A 17,835-nucleotide genomic window follows, 5' to 3' on the forward strand; every position below is an offset into this window, starting at 1 on the left:
ATATCGCTACATAGTTGTGTTTTCCTTCGCAAAGATTTGTCACCCTGATCGTCGGCAACGGTATAATGGCGGCAGTTCCACCCAATGCGAGTAATACCAGCCATGTCCAATCGTGATCTGAACAACGATGATCCGTACCAGGGCGATCTGAATGACAGCCCGGATAACAGCGATGATGATCTGTTTTTTCAGGAAATGCAGGGCGTCAAACCCATCCAGACCAAAGCCAGGGTACAGCTGGCTAAAGCAGATCTGAGCAAAGCCAATGCCGCGGCACGCAAGCTTGCAGCCGAGAAACAGGTCGAAGTGGCGGATAAAAATCACCTGCAAACCAGCGAAGTCAAACGCATAGGGCCACACGATATTCTTGGTTATAAGCGCCCCGGTATTCAGGATGGCGTGTTCCGCAAGCTGCGACTGGGCAAATACGAGATTGAAGCGCGACTGGATTTACACCGGCGCACCGTCGAACAGGCTCGCTCTGAACTGTTTCGTTTTATTCACGATTGTATGGATCACGATATTCGCTGCATTCTGATTCTTCCCGGCAAAGGTGATCGCAATATCGAAGACCCCGGTATTCTGAAAAGTTACCTGGTGCACTGGCTGGAAGATCTGGACGATGTTCAGGCGTTTCATACCGCGCAGAAACATCACGGCGGCTCCGGTGCGTTTTATGTGCTGTTACGCAAAAGTGAACGCAAAAAGCAGGAAGCACGGGAGCGTTACAGCAAAGGCCGGTTATGATCGGTTATACTGAGTCTTTGAAACTGAATAACGACGGCCATCTCATGTCAGATACCAACAAAACACCTTTCACCGGTACCTTATTTATTTTTTCAGCGCCTTCCGGTGCCGGTAAAACCAGCCTGGTCAAAGCCCTGCTGGAGTGCACCTCTCATATCGGTGTTTCTGTGTCTCATACCACCCGCGCGCCACGTCCGGGTGAAGAGAATGGCAAAGACTATAACTTCGTCAGTGTTGACACCTTTCAGCAACTGATCACCGACAATGCTTTTCTGGAACACGCTCAGGTATTCGATAACTTCTACGGCACCTCGCAACAGTGGGTTGAGAGTGAACTGGCCGCTGGCCGAGATGTGATTCTGGAAATTGACTGGCAAGGTGCCGAACAGGTACGTCGCCTGATGCCGGATGCTGTCAGCGTTTTCATCCTGCCGCCTTCTATCGAAGAGCTGGCTAACCGCCTCAGTGGTCGCGGCCAGGACAGCCAGGAAATCATCGACCGCCGTATGCGTGATGCACAAAGTGAGATGAGCCACTACGGTGAATTTGATTACCTGATCGTGAACAATGATTTTGATAACGCTCTGCAGGAACTGCGCGCGGTTGTGGTCGCCCGTCGCCACCGTCTGGAAGCGCAACAGATACGTCATCAGGACACACTAAAGGCTCTGTTGGCCGAACGCAGTTAACACGGCACGGATTCAGTGGCGCTCAGTCAGCGGCATTACATTAAAGAAACGCTAAAACCGGAAAAAGTTCATTGATATCGCGCCGCGAGGCTTCCCTTACGGCGCTATTTAACTACAATACTCGGTTCTATCAAATTTGATCGTCATTCACCTAATTTGCAGGAAATACCATGGCACGCGTAACCGTAGAAGATTGCTTAAACAACGTTGATAACCGTTTTGAGCTGGTAATGCTGGCAACCAAACGCGCTCGTCAGATCGCCGTACAGGGTGCTGAGCCACTGGTGGCTGAAGAAAACGACAAGCCAACGGTACTGGCTCTGCGTGAAATTGCTGAAGATCTGGTTACTCCAGAAAGCATGGCGGCTCAGGAAGCGGCTGCTGCTCGCGCTGAAGAATACTGATAACAGCACCCGCTGTTAACGCCATTCACAAGAGGTAACGTGCCCCCGTGCCCACTCTTGATGCCTTAGAAGAGCGACTCGCCAAATACCTGAGCAACAGCCAGATCAAACAGGTGAGTCGCGCTTATTATTACGCCGAACAAGCCCACGAAGGCCAACGCCGCCGCAGTGGCGAGCCCTACATCATTCATCCCCTGGCTGTCGCCAACGTCCTTGCCGATATGCACCTCGATCATCAAAGCCTGATGGCGGCAATGCTGCATGACGTAATTGAAGACACCGGCATTCCCAAAGATGCGCTGCAACAACAGTTTGGCAGCGTGGTGACCGAATTGGTGGATGGCGTCTCAAAGCTGACGCACATTCATTTCGAGAGCAAAGAAGAACAGCAGGCTGAAAACTTCCAGAAAATGGCCATGGCCATGGCGAAAGACATCCGCGTCATTCTGGTGAAGCTGGCTGACCGCTTACACAATTTGCGTACGTTGGGCTCATTACGCCCGGAAAAACGCCGTCGTGTTGCCCGCGAAAGCCTCGACATTTATGTCCCGATCGCCAATCGTCTGGGCTTGAATGATATTCGCATCGAAATGGAAGAGCTGTGCTTTGAAGCCATCTATCCGATGCGTTCCGGCATGATTGCCAAAGCCGTTAAGGCGGCACGCGGCCATCGTTCGGAAGTGGTCGATAATATTTCTGCTTCAATCCGTAATCGCTTAAACGAAGCCAACATTCAGGCGCGGGTGGTTGGTCGCGAGAAACACCTGTCCAGCATCTATAACAAGATGAAGGAAAAGCGGAAGTCGCTGGCGGACATCATGGACGTGTATGGCTTCCGGATTATCACCAGCTCCATCGACGACTGTTACCGCATTCTCGGCACCATGCACTCGCTGTATAAACCGATTCCAGGGCGCTTCAAAGACTACATTGCTATTCCCAAAACCAACGGTTATCAGTCACTGCACACCACACTGATCGGCATGGCTGGTGTACCGATCGAAATTCAGATCCGCACCGAAGAAATGGAAGCCATGGCTAACCATGGTATTGCCGCCCACTGGCTGTATAAATCCGAAAGTGATCAAACCAGCGGCACTCAACGCGCTCGTCAGTGGGTTCAGAATCTGCTGGAGCTGCAAAAAAGTGCTGGCAGCCCAATTGAGTTTGTTGAACACGTTAAAGTGGATTTATTCCCGGAAGAGATTTACGTCTTCACGCCAAAAGGGAAAATCCTCGAATTACCGGCCGGTGCAACCGCCGTTGACTTTGCTTACGCGGTGCATACCGATGTCGGTAACCGTTGTATTGCCTGCCGTATTAATCGTCAGCTGGCACCACTCAGTGCACAACTGCAGAATGGCCAGACCGTACAGATTGTTACCGGCCCGAATACCAGCCCGAATCCGGCTTGGCTCAACTTTGTGGTTACCGGCAAAGCCCGCTCCAATATCCGCAGCTACCTGAAAAATCAGCGCCGCAGCGAATCGGTTTCGTTTGGCGAACGATTGCTGAACAAAGCACTGAATGATCTGGGTAAAACGCTGGACGATATCGACCAGACTCATATTGATCTGGTGCTTAAAGAAACCAGCCTGGAAACCTTCGACGACATTCTCGAAGACATTGGCTCCGGCAACCGCATGGCACCAATTCTTGCCCGACGCTTATTGGTTGCCAATAAAGATACTGATATTGATCTGGATGCGTTTGAGCAATCACCACTGGCTATTAAAGGTACCGAAGGCCTGGTGGTCAGCTTTGCCAAATGTTGCAGCCCGATTCCCGGTGACGCGATTGTGGGTCACGCCAGTTCCGGACGTGGTCTGGTGGTGCATACCGAAACCTGTAAAAACGTTCAGGACTTCCGCGACAATCAGGAAAAATGCGTCATCCTGTCATGGGATAAAGACATCGACAGTGAGTTCACCGTTGACCTGAAAGTCTTCCTGGAAAATCGTCGTGGCATTGTTGTCGAACTGGCCTCCGCGATAAACCAGGCCGATGCCAATGTCGAAAAAATTGATGTTGAAGAACGCGATGCACGCCTGAGTGTGGTTCATATAAAAATCAGTGTTCAGGGTCGCCGTCATCTGGCCCGTGCAATTCGTCGCCTGCGAAATATTCGCGGTGTAAATAAAATTGTTCGTAGAAAAAATAAGGATTAATCATGGCTCGCGAAATCATCGCCACCGAAAATGCACCGGCTGCCATTGGCACTTACTCTCAGGCCGTCAAAGTGAATAATACGGTTTACCTGTCAGGCCAGATTCCTTTGGTTCCTGCCACCATGGAAATGGTTGATGGTGATATCGAAGCGCAGATCCACCAGGTATTTAAAAACCTGACGGCTGTTTGTGAAGCAGCGGGCGGTACACTGCAGGATATCGCCAAGCTGAATATCTTCCTGACCGACCTGAGCAACTTCGCGACCGTTAACCAGGTAATGGCGCAATACTTCGAACAGCCTTATCCGGCTCGCGCCGCCATTGGTGTCGCGCAGCTGCCTAAAGATGCTGGCGTTGAGATGGATGGTATTTTAGAGCTGGGTTAACTGGCTTTGCATCACCCATGTATTTTTCAGCCGCTGCGCCGAAGGGCCATCCATGGCCCTGCCCCGCAGTCGCAACATCCATGTTGCTGCTTTTGAAAAACACATGACCGCTGCTTGCCAATCTGAACCCCAGGGTTTTTAACTGCTGGGGTTTTTTATTATTTAAATACCCAAATAATTATGAGCAAACCCAAAATCACCATCGGTTTAACCAACCCCAAAAGCCCTTCAAACGTTGGCTCAGTAATGCGTGCCGCAGGCTGTTTTGGTGCTGACGAGGTGTATTACACCGGCAAACGCTACGATATTGCCGCTAAGTTCAGCACCGACACCCGAAATATGAGCAATAAAATTCTGCTTGAGGGGGTTGAATCGTTAATTGACTGCGCCGACCCGAATGCAAAAATTATTTGTGTTGAACTGGTGGAAGGGGCGACCTGTTTACCAGAGTTTAACCATCCGGAAAATGCTCATTATATTTTTGGCCCGGAAGATGGAAACATCAGCCAGGCCATTATCGATCAGGCCGATGAAGTGGTTTATTTACCAACCGTTGGTTGTTTAAATCTGGCAGCGACGGTTAACGTTGTGCTGTACGATCGGGTGGCGAAATCGGATTTAAGCTTTGCCGGTGATGAATTAATTCGCTCCAGCCGCGATGTAAATAACCGAGCGAAAGTTAAGCGTTAAACACCACTAGATGATGGAATGATATCGTGTGTTCTTTCAATAGCAGCAACAGGATGTTGCGGTAGCGCGGCAGGGCCAGGGATGGCCCTTCGGCGCGGCGGCTGAAAGAATTCCGATAGCATTCGGAATATTCAGAGAAAAATTATGCCCGCCGAAAAAGTTGTTCTTCTGGTTGATGTACAAAATATCTATTACACCTGTCGCCAGGGTTTTGGCCGTAATTTCGATTACAACCAGTTCTGGAAAATGGCAACACACAACGCAGATGGCACGCCACGCGAAGTGGTAAAAGCCATCGCTTATGCTGTCGACCGGGGTGATGAAAAACAAAAGCAGTTTCAGAATATTTTGCGCGCCATTGGTTTTCAGGTAAAACTCAAACCCTATATTCAGCGTGCCGATGGCACATCTAAAGGCGACTGGGATGTCGGTATCACTCTCGATGCAATGGAATATGCACCAGAAGCTGATACGGTTGTACTGGCTTCAGGGGATGGAGACTTTGGTATTCTGGTGCAACGTATGCAGCACAAATTTAATACCCACGTGGAAGTTTATGGGGTTGAACAACTCACCGCAGACTCATTAATTTCAGCAGCCGATCATTACGTTCCGGTTCAGGCAGAACTGTTATTATGAACATCCATAATGTCGAGAATAAACATGAATCCGAAAAGGTTTGGGATCTTTTTATTCGCCTGTTTCATGTCCTGTTGATTGGCAGTATTGGCTTTGCCTGGTGGAGTGCCGAGCAAGGTGGTGATTGGATGGAATGGCACTTGCGCTGTGGATATCTGATCATTGTATTAATCACAGCAAGAATCACCTGGGGTTTTATCGGTAGCTTTCACGCACGATTTAAAAACTTTGTTGCCTCCCCCAGCCGTACGGCCTCGTACACACAGCAGCTAACTAACGGCTCCGCTCCAACATTTAAAGGCCATAATCCACTCGGTGGCTGGATGGTTCTGTTACTGCTTGGCTTATGCCTGCTGCAAGGCATCAGTGGATTATTTTCCAACGATGATATTTTTACCGAAGGCCCGCTGGTCGCATGGATCAGTTATGACCTGAGCCTTGAGATCACACAATGGCACAAAAGCCTGTTTAATATTCTGCTCGGTGCGATTGGATTACATATCAGTGGTGTCTTGTTTCATCAACTGGTTAAGAAAGAGAAGCTGATCCAGGCAATGTTTCACGGTAGAAAATAAAAAGCACCGGTATGATTCCGGTGCTTTCATCGTATCAGTCTTTGAATTTTTTATGGCAGGCTTTACAGGTCTTGGCCACATCTATAAAGGCCGGTTTTATTTGTCCTTTATCACCGGTCTTCGCTACTTCAGCCAACGCCTGGGTGTTTTTCTGGAAGTCGCCCATTAAACCAGTGAAGGTTTCCCAGTCTTCTTCAATCGTCGGTAAAGCACGCGTACCACGGCTATAACTGCCCGCTACAAAACCTTCCAGAGGCATACGGCTGAGTGCCGCTAAATTCTCAGCACGCTGACTGAACTCCGCACCATCAAACTCTTTTTTGCCCTTCATCATGTCGGCGATCGGGCCAAATTGCCATTTCACCGCTTTAAAAACACCACGGCGATATTCGGTTGCCTGAAACGGTTTAATTTCCGCAACGGAAGTGAATGTCACCGCAGCCAACAGACTGGCAATCATCATTTTTTTCATCGCTGTTCTCTCTGTCATCGAGGCTTATCAACAAGCTTTTTAGGTATTATTTAATGGCTAACTGTAATGCGTCTTCCGCCAGCTGCTCAAGCGTCATTTCACCATCCGGCTTATACCAATTGGTCGTCCAGCTTAATGCACCGGTTAAAAATCGACGCAAAATAAAAGGTTCAATCTGAACCATATCTGCTTCACGCGCTTCCTCCAGCGTATCTAACCACAGCTGTTCATAAGCATCACGCAACGCCAGAATATGCTTCTGACTGTCCGGTTTTAACGAACGCCATTCATACACCAGCACACTCATCGCCTCCCCGGTATCACCCAGAATGGACCGAAGCTCGCAACGAATTAACGCTAACACTTTATCGCGCGGGTTATTCACATCTGCGATGGCATCCCGCATCAGCGCCATATTGAGCGCGATGGTTTCTTCCATCACTGCCTGCAAAATGGCTTCTTTCGACTTGTAATGGTGAAAAAGGCTGCCGGACTGAATACCAATTTCCGACGCCAGATCGCGCACCGTTGTACGTTCATAACCTTTGTTTTTGAAAAGACGTGCCGCAGCAACCAGCAACCGACCCTTTGCCGTTTTAGGGTCGGTAATCTGACCTGCTTCGATAAGTTTCTGCACAACGGTCATGAGGGGTTCCACATAAAAGGATGAATTGTAGGGGTCTTTTTACGACAGTCCATAGTGTACCTCGTCAAAAGTGTTTTACAAACCAAGCGCTTGCTTGGTAATCTGTTTCACCAGTTATTAAAACAAATCCCAATCGTGACCCCCCGGGATTGAAAACAGACATGAGCGTTGATATGAGTAAAAGCATTCGAATTGGCTGTGCATCAGCCTTCTGGGGCGATACCGGCGCCGCCGCTCACCAGCTGGTGAATCAGGGCAAGCTGGATTACCTGGTGTTCGACTATCTGGCTGAGGTCACCATGTCGATCATGGCCGGTGCTCGCCTGAAGAACCCGGAAGCCGGTTTTGCCCCGGACTTCGTACAGGTGTTGAAGCCGCTGTTGCCAGCCATTGCCGATCAAGGCATGAAGGTTGTCAGTAATGCGGGCGGTATCAACGTTTCCGGTTGCGCCCAGGCGCTACAAGCGGTCATCGATGAAGCGGGTTTAAACCTGACCGTCGCTGCCGTTGAAGGCGATAACCTGACCATGAATCAGGCGCAGTTCGCAGAGGCAGGAGTCACCGAGATGTTTTCCGGTGCTGAGCTGCCTGCCAAGTGCTTGAGCGTTAACGCTTATTTAGGTGCGCCTTCCATCGCCCAAGCGCTGGCCGCTGGCGCCGATATCGTGATTACCGGTCGTTGTGTCGATTCTGCCGTCACACTCGGCCCCTTAATGCACGAGTTTAACTGGCAAAACACTGATTACGATAAATTGGCTCAGGGTTCACTGGCGGGTCATATCATTGAGTGTGGCGCCCAATGTACCGGCGGTAATTTCACCGATTGGCAATTAATTTCGGCCGATAAACAAAGCGCCCAAGCTGGCGGTTTTGCCAATATGGGCTTCCCGATTGTGGAATGTTCCGAAGACGGCAGCTTTATTGTTTCGAAACCAGAAAATACCGGCGGTATTGTCACGGTGAATACCGTCGGCGAACAACTGTTGTATGAAATTGGTGACCCAGCCGGTTACTTATTACCAGACGTTAATTGCGATTTCAGCCAGGTAACACTGGAACAGGTTGGCAACAATCAGGTGAAAGTCAGCAACGCTAAGGGCCGTACTCCAAGCGACCAATATAAAGTATCAGCCACTTACATGGATGGCTTCCGCTGCACCGCTACTTTTATGATTGGCGGGCGTGAAGCGGCACAAAAAGGTCAGGCGGTTGCCGATGCGATTATTCAACGCGTTAATTTTTTGCTGAAGATGCAGAAGTTTGACGGATTGAAAGATACAAACATTGAAATTCTTGGCAGCGAAAGCACTTATGGCGCTCACTCTGCAGGCTCCAATAGTCGTGAAGTGATCGTAAAAATTTCGGTACAACACAATGATAAACGTGCTTTAGGTGTTTTCGCCCGCGAAATTGCACAGGCGGCGACAGGTATGGCACCGGGCATTACTGGTTTGGTTGGCGGTCGTCCTAAGCCAAGCCCAAGCATCCGTTTATTCTCCTTCCTTTGGCCAAAGGATCAGGTGCCGGTCAGCATCAAGCTGATGAAGTCAGAACAAAGTCAGGCTGTTGCTATTAATACCGATAGCCAACTGGAAAGTGCGACGACTCGACCTCTCACTACTAAAATTCAGCCAGAAAATAATGCAGACATTGCTGCATTAGCCGATGAAATTCCACTGATTTATCTGGCAGTCGCCCGCAGTGGTGATAAAGGTAATCACTGTAATATTGGTGTTATGGCACGTGAGGCTGAATACCTCCCTTATATTCAACAAGCATTACGCCCAGAAGCTGTTGCGGAATATTTAAGCCATTTATTAGATGACCAGAACAGTGCTGTAAACCTGTTCGAGCTACCGGGTTTAAATGCGTATAACCTGCTGCTGGAAAATGCGTTAGGTGGCGGTGGTATCGCAAGCTTACGTATTGATCCACAAGGTAAAGCGGCTGCACAACAGTTGCTGGATATGCCGGTGAAAGTGACAGCAGACATCGTAGAAAAAGCGAGCTCGGCTTACAACGAATTAATCAATAAGTGAAATTTTTATGATTTATTTATCTTCAGATATTGATAGCAACAGCGCTGAATTTCAGGCCAATCGTGATGCCATGTTAGCAGCACTGGAAGAGTTTCGCAGCATCGAGCAGAAAGTGCTGGAAAAAGCTCAGGAAGCCAAAGAGAAATTCCGTAAACGTGGCAAGTTATTACCCCGCGAACGTCTGAATTTATTGTTAGATCCGGGTTCAGAATTTATCGAACTGTGTTCACTTGCTGGCTTCCGTATGCACGATGATAAAGATGGTAGTGCTGCTGGCGGCGGCATTATTGCTGGCTTGGGTCATATCGCCGGTATTCGTTGTGTGATTCAGGTAAATAACAGCGCGATTAAAGGCGGTACTATTTCTCCGGCCGGTCTGGATAAAACCCTGCGTATTCAGGAAATTGCCCGCGCCAATAAATTACCCGTAGTGACGCTGGCAGAAAGTGGTGGTGCTAACCTGAACTACGCTACAGACGTGTTTGTTCCGGGCGCTCAGGCATTTGCTAATCAGGCGCGTTTAAGTGCCGCTGGCATTCCTCAGGTGACGGTTGTTCATGGCAATGCTACGGCAGGCGGCGCTTATCAACCGGGTTTATCCGACTACGTGATTGCGGTTCGTGGTAAAGCCAAAATGTTCCTGGCTGGCCCTCCCCTGCTTAAAGCCGCCACTGGTGAGATTGCTACCGACGAAGAATTAGGTGGTGCGGAATTACACGCTTTGGATGCGGGTACTGCAGACTATCTGGCGGAAGATGATGCCGATGGTATTCGTATTGCTCGCGAAGTGATGCAATCAATTCCATGGAACGAACAACTACCGGCGCAAAACGAAGCACAATTTGAAGAGCCACTGTACTCACCAGAAGAGCTCATTGGTGTGGTGCCATCAGATTCAAAAACACCGTACGACGTACGTGAAATTGTTGCCCGTATTGCAGACGGTTCGAAATTCCAGGACTTTAAACCCGAGTTTGATAATCAGACCGCGTGTGGTTTCACCCATATTGGTGGCAAAGCCTGCGGCATTATTGGTAACAACGGCCCAATCACCGCAAAAGGTGCGAACAAAGCAGCACAATTTATTCAGCTGTGTAACCAGAGCAATATTGCTTTATTGTTTTTGCATAACACCACTGGTTTTATGGTCGGTACCGAATCTGAGCGTAACGGTATTATTAAGCATGGTTCCAAAATGTTGCAGGCGGTTGCCAATGCCACTGTGCCAAAAATTTCCATCGTTGTGGGTGGCTCTTACGGTGCCGGTAACTATGCCATGTGTGGCCGGGGTTTAGATCCTCGTTTTATTTTCGCCTGGCCAAACAGCAAGACTGCGGTAATGGGTGGCGCACAAGCCGGTAAAGTTCTGCGTATCGTGACCGAAGAAAAACAATTAAAAATGGGCATGAAACCGAATCAGGAACAACTGGATCAGTTAGAGCAAATGACCGCGGCCAAACTGGATGCTGGTTCGACTTCCTTGTTTGGTACTGCTCGTCTGTGGGACGACGGTTTAATTGATCCTCGTGATACTCGTCGACTGATGATTCACCTGTTAGATATTTGTGACAAAGAGAAGCAGCGCGCTCTTAGCAACAGCATCCAGACCAATAGCTTTGGTGTGGCGCGTTTTTAAAAATTTAGTATCCGATACGGGTGAATGATGCTCACGACCGTCTATCGCAGGGATGCGATAGTCGAGTCTCCAGGGAAGGATTAACGACGAGTCGTGACGTTATTTACCCGTATTGGATGTAGTTTAAATCTGATTTATGGAACTACTATGCTCGACACGCTGTGAATCCATCCATGGACGCTCTGCTACGGCGTCCATGCCGTAGAAGGTCGATCACAGCAGTACCATAACTCAGATATATAAACACCGAGTCAGATTTAAAAATTGTAAATAATAAAAGAAGTACCCAGCTAAAACGGAGCAAACCATGATCCTGACACAAGAACATAAAGAGCTGAAACGTACCGTCCGCAACTTTGTGGAAAACGAAATTAATCCTCATGTAGAACAGTGGGAAAAAGAAGGTATTTTCCCGGCGAAAGAACTGTTCAAAAAAATGGGTGACCTGGGCCTGCTGGGTATCAGCAAGCCAGAATCGGCTGGAGGCATGGGCTTAGATTTCTCTTACGAAATGGCGGCAGCGGAAGAATTTGGCGGTATCTTATGTGGCGGTGTACCCATGGCGATTGGTGTACAAACCTGCATGGCCACTCCGGCACTGGCACGCTTTGGTTCTGACTACGTAAAAGAGACCTTCCTGGCACCAGCGGTAGCCGGTGATATGGTTGCTTGTATTGGTGTAAGTGAGCCGGGTGCTGGTTCTGATGTAGCGGCAATCAAAACCACCGCGGTAAAAGACGGTGACGACTACATTATTAACGGCACTAAAATGTGGATTACTAACTCCACCCAGGCCGATTTCGTTTGCCTGTTAGCCAACACCTCTGAAGATAAACCTCATAAAAATAAATCTCTGATTGTTGTACCTCTGGATCTGGAAGGTATTAGCTTTTCCGAGAAACTGGACAAGCTGGGCATGCGTTCTTCCGATACTGCACAAATCTTTTTCGATAATGTACGTGTGCCACAAAAGAACCTGATTGGCTCTGAAGGCGCAGGTTTTATGATGCAGATGATGCAGTTCCAGGAAGAACGTTTATACGTTGCAGCGATGTCGCTTAAATCTATGGAAGTTTGTGTCGACAGCACCATTGAATACGCGAAAGAGCGTCATACGTTCGGCCAGCCATTAATTAATAATCAGTCGGTTCACTTCCGTTTAGCCGAGCTGCAAACCGAAATTGAAGCACTTCGCTGCATGGTGTATCAGGCGTGTGAAGGTTATCTGAATAAAGAGGATATGACTCGTCTGGCTTCGATGGCGAAATTAAAATCCGGTCGTTTATCGCGCGAAGTATCCGATGCTTGTCTGCAATACTGGGGCGGTATGGGCTTTATGTGGGATAACGTGGTGGCTCGCTTCTATCGTGATAACCGTCTGGGTTCTATTGGTGGTGGTGCTGATGAAATTATGCTCGGCATTATTTGTAAATATATGGATATTTTGCCGAAGCGCGCGAAGTAAATAACCTATAAATGCACTTTTCCACTTCAGGGTTGTTTAGGCAGCACGCCGTAAATACATCCCTGTAGGCTCGTCCGGCGCATCCATGCGCCCGAGGGCTGCTACAACAACCCATGAAATGGAAAATACCAATATCAGGAATCATCAATGAGTGCTTTTGAAGCTGGATATCAAACGCTGGAAATTATCGACCAGCAACCACTGCTGACGGTACGCCTGAATCGGCCGAAACTGGCAAACGCCATGAGCCTGGAAATGGTCACGGAGTTAGTTGCCGTAATGGAAGCGGTAAAAGAAAGCGGCCACCGCGTGTTATTAATTGAAGGTGCTGGCGATCATTTCTGCGCAGGCGGCGATATTAAAGATATGCAAAACGCCGGTGGTGATTCACAAAAGCTACGCGACTTTAACCGCGCTTTTGGCCACATGATTGAAACGGCTGATCAGTTACCGGCTGTCGTTATTTGTTCATTAAAAGGCGCTGTGATGGGTGGTGGTTTTGGTCTGGCGTGTGTTAGCGACTATGCCGTTGCTGATAATAGCGCTCGCTTTGCATTACCGGAAACCTCTCTCGGTATTATTCCGGCACAGATTGCTCCGTTTGTGGTGAAACGTATTGGTATGACTCAAGCACGTCGCTTGGCTCTGCTGGGCCAGAAAATTGCTGCAAACGAAGCATTAAGCCTGGGTTTAATTCACCAACTGGCAGACTCAGCTGAACAACAGCAGGAGCTGATTCAACAAGGTATTCAATCGGCACTGAAGTGTGCGCCACAAGCAACCGCCAATACCAAAGCCTTGCTCCATGCGGTGAATAACAGTGTTGATACCAACAACGGGAAAACCGTCACCGAATTATTAGATCAGGCTGCTGATGATTTTGCCGCAGCCGTGGTTAGCGAAGGGCGTGAAGGCGCCAAAGCCTTTATGGAAAAACGTAAACCAAATTGGGCTTCTGAAGATGTTTAATAAAGTTGGGTTTAATAAGGTATTAGTAGCCAACCGTGGCGAAATTGCCGCGCGTGTTATCCGCACCGCTAAAGCACAAGGCTACCGCACCGTTGCGGTATTCTCCGAAGCAGACCGGGAAGCGCCACATGTACAGGCAGCTGACGAAGCCGTTTGTATTGGCCCGGCAGCCGTTGGTGAAAGTTATTTATGCGCTGATAAAATTTTAGCTGCAGCGGCCAAAACCGGTGCCGATGCGATTCACCCGGGTTACGGTTTTTTATCAGAAAACTCTGAGTTTTCTCAGGCAGCAGAAAAAGCCGGTATTGTATTTATTGGCCCAACCGCTGCTGCTATCGAATTAATGGGCAGCAAGCGCCAATCTAAAATCGCCATGATTGAAGCTGGTGTACCTTGCATCCCTGGCTACGAAGGTGCTGATCAATCTGATGACGTACTGAAAAAAGCGGCGTTAGAAATTGGCATGCCTGTTATGTTAAAAGCCAGCGCCGGTGGTGGTGGCCGTGGTATGCGTTTAGTGACGGATGCTGACACGCTGGACGAACATATTCGCTCCGCCCGTTCGGAAGCACAAAATGCTTTTGGCAGCGGCGAATTAATTATCGAAAAAGCCGTGATGCAACCGCGTCACATCGAGATTCAGGTATTTGCCGATACCTTCGGCAATACCATTTATCTGGGTGAGCGTGATTGTTCGGTACAACGTCGTCACCAGAAAGTGGTCGAAGAAGCACCGTCTCCGTTTGTTGATGAAAGCCTGCGTAAAACCATGGGTGAAGCCGCCGTTGCCGCAGCCAAAAGCTGTAATTACCGTGGTGCGGGCACCGTAGAGTTTCTGGTCGACAGCGAGAAGAACTTCTACTTCCTGGAAATGAATACCCGCCTTCAGGTAGAACACCCGGTAACGGAATTAATTACCGGCCTGGATTTAGTTGCACTGCAATTGCAGGTTGCCGCTGGTGAACCATTGGGTTTAACCCAGGACGATATCCAGTTAAATGGCCATGCGATGGAAGTGCGTTTATACGCCGAAGATCCGGCCAATAATTTCGTGCCACAAACCGGTGAGTTATTACTGTGGAATCCGGCAGATACTGAAGATGGTTTACGCATAGACAGTGGAATCAAACAAGGCCAAACCGTAACGCCGCATTACGATCCAATGCTGGCGAAATTAATCAGCTTTGGTGATAACCGTGAACAATCTCGCCGTCGTTTGGTGCGCCTCGTAGAAGATTCCAGTTTATTGGGTATTCAGGATAACCGTGCTTTCCTGGCCGACTGTTTGAAACACCCTAAGTTTATTGCGGGCGAAGCCACTACAGCGTTTATTGCCGAGCATATGGAAACGTCGGATTGCATGCAGCCGTTAAAAGCACAGCCAGAAGATATTGCGCTGGCTGCGTTAATTCTGAATGCACCAGACGGTTTCCATAACAATGCGCTGGGCATTCGCTTCGGCAAAATTGCTCATAACGACGATGTGGTGGAAGTTGAGATTCAGCAAGACCGAGCAGATCGCGGTTTAATTAATGTGAAGTTAGCTGCGACAGAAGAAAGCTTTTCGCTACGTACCATTTCCCGCGATAGTAACAAGCTGCGTTATGAGTTAGACGGCATTCAGAAGACGATCAGTTTTGTTCAGTCTGCTGAAAACGAATGTTGGATCGATACCACTCGCGGTAACTTATTCCTGCGAGATGTCACCTTGATTTCTGCCAGCGCCCAGGCCGGTGGTTCGGATCAGGTTCGTGCATCAATGGACGGCGCCATGATTGCGGTACTGGTCGAAGCTGGTCAGCAAGTTGAGCAGGGACAAACCCTGGCGGTATTGGAAGCGATGAAGATGGAGCATCCATTAAAAGCGGGCGTTAGTGGCACAGTGAAAGAAGTACTGATTAATGAAGGTGATCAGGTTAAAGGTCGTCAGCTGTTAATTCAGTTAGAAGAAGCTGACGCTTAATCAAATATTTAAATAAAAACCGGATTACTTTTTGCCGCCGCCCCGAAGGGCCATCCATGGCCCTGCCGGGCGGACGCGACGTCCTGTCGCTGCTTTCAAAAGTAACCCGGTTTTCATTCTCACAGAATTTACGCATATATACGGGTATGAAAAGAAATGGCTAATTTAAATAACAAAACCATTATTATTACTGGCGCCAGCCGTGGTATTGGTCGTGAAATTGCACTGACCTGCGCCCGTGACGGCGCTAATATCGTCATTGCCGCTAAGTCTGACGAGCCACATCCCAAATTAAAAGGCACCATCCACAGTGTTGCTAAAGAAGTGGAAGAAGCCGGTGGTCAGGCGTTAGCGGTTAAAGTGGATGTTCGTTCCGAAGAAGATGTCGATAACCTGATTGCCAAAACCGTTGAACGTTTTGGTGGCATCGATGTGATCATTAATAACGCCGGCGCCATTGCTTTAGCTGGTGTTGAAATGACACCACTGAAAAAGCTCGATCTGATGATGCAGGTAAACTTCCGTGCGGTGTTCCTGTTAAGTCAGAAAGCATTACCACACCTGAAGAAATCCGAACACGGCCATATTTTAAGCCTGTGTCCACCGCTGGATCTGGATCGTCGCTGGTTGCGTAACCACTCGCCATACACCTTAACCAAATATGGCATGTCGATGCTGACTCTGGGTATGTCGGACGAATTTAAGCGTTATGGTATCGCCGTGAATGCGCTGTGGCCACGCACCGTTATTCATACTGATGCAACCTCGTTTGGTGGCAAACAATCTTTCGACCGTGCTCGTGGTCCAAAAATTATGGCCGATGCCGCTTATGCTCTGCTGCAAAAAGCGGATCGCGAAGTCACAGGTCAGCTGCTGATTGATGAAGAATTCCTGCGCAATGAAGGTGTTACCGATTTTGAACAATTCCGTGCTAATCCAGAAAGCGATAAAACCGATTTAATGCCGGATTTATTTGTTCAGGAACCGGAAGCTTACGTGCGTGGCACTGTGCCTCCACTGGCTGGTTTAGAAGACGAATAACACGTCTTAAAAAGGAGTTTTTATGAGCCTGATGAACTTAAGCAACGACGGTAACGTTGCCGTTATTACCTTTACCAATGGTGCCAACAGTCACAACCTGGCTTTTGCACAACAGCTTGAGTCCTTGTTAAAAGAGGTAGAAGCCGAAAAAAGCTACAAAGCCTTAGTGCTGGCTTCTTCCGATGAAAAAAGCTGGAGCCAGGGTATTGATGTGCCCTGGATGATGATGTCGATTCAGAGTGGCAAGCACGACGAGGTGAAAACCTTTCTACACACCATGGATAACTGCTACAAACTTATGCTGCAGTTTCCTATGCCGGTGATTGCGGCGATGAACGGCCATACGTTTGGTAACGGCTCTGTGCTGGCGTGTGCAGCGGACTTCCGTTTTATGCGCTCGGACAAAGGTTATTTCTGCTTCCCGGAAGTGGATATGAGTATTCCGTTTATTCCGGCGCTGATCGATATTGTGCTGAAGTCACTGCCTGCCTACCGCTATAATGAGATGCTGTTAAGTGGTCGTAAAGTGGGGGCACAGGAACTGCTCGATGATCACTTCCTGCAGGGGATCGCTGAAGGCAACGATGGCGTGTTACAGGCTGCGATTGAATATGGTGCCAGCTTTAATAAAAGCCGGGCGATTTTTGCTGAGCATAAACGTCGCTTCCACCAGCCAGTGCTGGATGCCTTGGAGGAAAAGAATCCGCCGATGATTAATGAAATGAATATTTTGCTGTAATTTCTTTTTCATAATTATATCGAGTAGCAGATACTGAATGACAAAAGGTAATTCAGTATCTTGCCTGATATATCAGACTCCTCTCTTTCAATCCTCCTTACATGATGAACAATCTTGGTATTTCTGGCTTGTCTGCCTTATCAGTTGGTGATAACTTCAGTATTAATAAACGTGCTCGAAATGATGTGTGCGAATTATTTTCTGGAAGGGAATGATCTTGCTAAGGAAGGTTTCAAAGTGAAATCAGTTAGTTACAGCCAAAAGTTCGAAAATTCCTCGCTAAGATATCAGGCGCGCACACGAATAAACTGTTAAGAGTCATCGGTAAATCTATGTCGAGTGCTATTTATGAAGAAAGCTGCAGTACCTGTATGAGTGATTTAGAGTGCAAGCTATGTCGAGAGTATTTATGTGAGCCCTGCGTAGTTAAAGTTGAGCGAGCAATGCTGTCGGCCATATTCAGCTTCGATAAGAAACGATGAAAGATTGGTCTCTTACTTTGTCGAGTGGCATCAAACAAAGAATCTTGGTGATATTGTTCTAACAAAATCTCCAGAGCTTCTGAAA

17 protein-coding genes are annotated in these 17,835 nt (G+C 48.4%); 15 read left to right on the top strand and 2 right to left on the bottom strand.

Features of this window, described 5'->3' with window-relative positions; all coding sequences use genetic code 11:
- Nucleotides 1-102: 102 nt before the first annotated feature.
- From smrA to KFF03_RS16485, 8 genes are all read left to right on the top strand, one after another.
- Nucleotides 103-747, top strand: a complete 645-nt coding sequence (gene smrA, locus KFF03_RS16450; protein ID WP_255858011.1) for a DNA endonuclease SmrA — start codon at nucleotides 103-105, stop codon at nucleotides 745-747.
- A gap of 44 nt (nucleotides 748-791) precedes the next feature.
- Nucleotides 792-1,436 carry a guanylate kinase gene (gene gmk / locus KFF03_RS16455; protein WP_255858012.1) on the top strand — a complete coding sequence of 215 codons (645 nt, stop codon included), beginning with the start codon at nucleotides 792-794 and terminating at the stop codon, nucleotides 1,434-1,436.
- Nucleotides 1,437-1,606: 170 nt separating this feature from the next.
- A complete protein-coding gene (gene rpoZ, locus KFF03_RS16460; RefSeq protein ID WP_255858013.1) occupies nucleotides 1,607-1,840 on the top strand; it encodes a DNA-directed RNA polymerase subunit omega in 234 nt (77 codons plus the stop codon).
- A gap of 47 nt (nucleotides 1,841-1,887) precedes the next feature.
- Nucleotides 1,888-4,008, top strand: a complete 2,121-nt coding sequence (spoT, locus tag KFF03_RS16465) for a bifunctional GTP diphosphokinase/guanosine-3',5'-bis pyrophosphate 3'-pyrophosphohydrolase (RefSeq protein WP_255858014.1) — start codon at nucleotides 1,888-1,890, stop codon at nucleotides 4,006-4,008.
- A 2-nt stretch (nucleotides 4,009-4,010) separates the two neighbouring features.
- A complete protein-coding gene (locus KFF03_RS16470) occupies nucleotides 4,011-4,394 on the top strand; it encodes a RidA family protein (RefSeq protein WP_255858015.1) in 384 nt (127 codons plus the stop codon).
- A 180-nt stretch (nucleotides 4,395-4,574) separates the two neighbouring features.
- Complete coding sequence (locus KFF03_RS16475; protein WP_255858016.1) at nucleotides 4,575-5,084, top strand: RNA methyltransferase; 510 nt, start codon at nucleotides 4,575-4,577, stop codon at nucleotides 5,082-5,084.
- 144 nt (nucleotides 5,085-5,228) lie between these two features.
- Entirely contained in the window at nucleotides 5,229-5,723 is a 495-nt protein-coding gene (locus KFF03_RS16480; protein WP_255858017.1) for an NYN domain-containing protein, read from the top strand.
- Complete coding sequence (locus KFF03_RS16485) at nucleotides 5,720-6,298, top strand: cytochrome b/b6 domain-containing protein (RefSeq protein WP_255858018.1); 579 nt, start codon at nucleotides 5,720-5,722, stop codon at nucleotides 6,296-6,298. The genes KFF03_RS16480 and KFF03_RS16485 overlap by 4 nt, the downstream gene beginning before the upstream one ends.
- Nucleotides 6,299-6,332: 34 nt before the next feature.
- Here KFF03_RS16485 and KFF03_RS16490 read toward each other — a convergent pair whose 3' ends face one another.
- The gene (locus tag KFF03_RS16490) at nucleotides 6,333-6,770 is read right to left on the bottom strand and encodes a cytochrome c (RefSeq protein WP_255858019.1); all 438 of its coding nucleotides are present in this window, start codon (nucleotides 6,768-6,770) and stop codon (nucleotides 6,333-6,335) included.
- Nucleotides 6,771-6,816: 46 nt separating this feature from the next.
- The gene (locus tag KFF03_RS16495) at nucleotides 6,817-7,416 is read right to left on the bottom strand and encodes a TetR/AcrR family transcriptional regulator (protein WP_255858020.1); all 600 of its coding nucleotides are present in this window, start codon (nucleotides 7,414-7,416) and stop codon (nucleotides 6,817-6,819) included.
- A 173-nt stretch (nucleotides 7,417-7,589) separates the two neighbouring features.
- On the opposite strand from KFF03_RS16495, the gene KFF03_RS16500 reads away from it, so the two are divergent.
- From KFF03_RS16500 to KFF03_RS16530, 7 genes are all read left to right on the top strand, one after another.
- Nucleotides 7,590-9,455, top strand: coding sequence for an acyclic terpene utilization AtuA family protein (locus KFF03_RS16500; protein ID WP_255858021.1), 1,866 nt, complete (start codon nucleotides 7,590-7,592; stop codon nucleotides 9,453-9,455).
- Between the two features lie 7 nt (nucleotides 9,456-9,462).
- Entirely contained in the window at nucleotides 9,463-11,091 is a 1,629-nt protein-coding gene (locus KFF03_RS16505; protein ID WP_255858022.1) for an acyl-CoA carboxylase subunit beta, read from the top strand.
- Nucleotides 11,092-11,398: 307 nt separating this feature from the next.
- On the top strand, nucleotides 11,399-12,556 hold the full coding sequence (locus tag KFF03_RS16510) for an acyl-CoA dehydrogenase family protein (protein ID WP_255858023.1): 1,158 nt from the start codon (nucleotides 11,399-11,401) through the stop codon (nucleotides 12,554-12,556).
- 147 nt (nucleotides 12,557-12,703) lie between these two features.
- Nucleotides 12,704-13,525: an enoyl-CoA hydratase/isomerase family protein gene (locus KFF03_RS16515; RefSeq protein ID WP_255858024.1), complete on the top strand. Its 822-nt coding sequence runs from the start codon at nucleotides 12,704-12,706 to the stop codon at nucleotides 13,523-13,525.
- Nucleotides 13,518-15,488, top strand: coding sequence for a biotin carboxylase N-terminal domain-containing protein (locus tag KFF03_RS16520; RefSeq protein ID WP_255858025.1), 1,971 nt, complete (start codon nucleotides 13,518-13,520; stop codon nucleotides 15,486-15,488). Before KFF03_RS16515 ends, KFF03_RS16520 begins: the two co-directional genes overlap by 8 nt.
- Before the next feature lie 156 nt (nucleotides 15,489-15,644).
- A complete protein-coding gene (locus KFF03_RS16525; protein ID WP_255858026.1) occupies nucleotides 15,645-16,529 on the top strand; it encodes an NAD(P)-dependent oxidoreductase in 885 nt (294 codons plus the stop codon).
- A 22-nt stretch (nucleotides 16,530-16,551) separates the two neighbouring features.
- On the top strand, nucleotides 16,552-17,268 hold the full coding sequence (locus KFF03_RS16530) for an enoyl-CoA hydratase/isomerase family protein (protein ID WP_255858027.1): 717 nt from the start codon (nucleotides 16,552-16,554) through the stop codon (nucleotides 17,266-17,268).
- Nucleotides 17,269-17,835 lie beyond the last annotated feature (567 nt).

Origin of the sequence: Bacterioplanoides sp. SCSIO 12839, assembly GCF_024397975.1 — a bacterium.
Classification (GTDB): domain Bacteria; phylum Pseudomonadota; class Gammaproteobacteria; order Pseudomonadales; family Oceanobacteraceae; genus Bacterioplanoides.

Coding starts and splice junctions, on each gene's coding strand:
- smrA (WP_255858011.1), top strand. CDS start 103: ATGTCCAATCGTGATCTGAACAACGATGATCCGTACCAGGGCGATCTG.
- gmk (WP_255858012.1), top strand. CDS start 792: ATGTCAGATACCAACAAAACACCTTTCACCGGTACCTTATTTATTTTT.
- rpoZ (WP_255858013.1), top strand. CDS start 1,607: ATGGCACGCGTAACCGTAGAAGATTGCTTAAACAACGTTGATAACCGT.
- KFF03_RS16470 (WP_255858015.1), top strand. CDS start 4,011: ATGGCTCGCGAAATCATCGCCACCGAAAATGCACCGGCTGCCATTGGC.
- KFF03_RS16475 (WP_255858016.1), top strand. CDS start 4,575: ATGAGCAAACCCAAAATCACCATCGGTTTAACCAACCCCAAAAGCCCT.
- KFF03_RS16480 (WP_255858017.1), top strand. CDS start 5,229: ATGCCCGCCGAAAAAGTTGTTCTTCTGGTTGATGTACAAAATATCTAT.
- KFF03_RS16485 (WP_255858018.1), top strand. CDS start 5,720: ATGAACATCCATAATGTCGAGAATAAACATGAATCCGAAAAGGTTTGG.
- KFF03_RS16490 (WP_255858019.1), bottom strand. CDS start 6,770: ATGAAAAAAATGATGATTGCCAGTCTGTTGGCTGCGGTGACATTCACT.
- KFF03_RS16495 (WP_255858020.1), bottom strand. CDS start 7,416: ATGACCGTTGTGCAGAAACTTATCGAAGCAGGTCAGATTACCGACCCT.
- KFF03_RS16500 (WP_255858021.1), top strand. CDS start 7,590: ATGAGTAAAAGCATTCGAATTGGCTGTGCATCAGCCTTCTGGGGCGAT.
- KFF03_RS16505 (WP_255858022.1), top strand. CDS start 9,463: ATGATTTATTTATCTTCAGATATTGATAGCAACAGCGCTGAATTTCAG.
- KFF03_RS16510 (WP_255858023.1), top strand. CDS start 11,399: ATGATCCTGACACAAGAACATAAAGAGCTGAAACGTACCGTCCGCAAC.
- KFF03_RS16515 (WP_255858024.1), top strand. CDS start 12,704: ATGAGTGCTTTTGAAGCTGGATATCAAACGCTGGAAATTATCGACCAG.
- KFF03_RS16520 (WP_255858025.1), top strand. CDS start 13,518: ATGTTTAATAAAGTTGGGTTTAATAAGGTATTAGTAGCCAACCGTGGC.
- KFF03_RS16525 (WP_255858026.1), top strand. CDS start 15,645: ATGGCTAATTTAAATAACAAAACCATTATTATTACTGGCGCCAGCCGT.
- KFF03_RS16530 (WP_255858027.1), top strand. CDS start 16,552: ATGAGCCTGATGAACTTAAGCAACGACGGTAACGTTGCCGTTATTACC.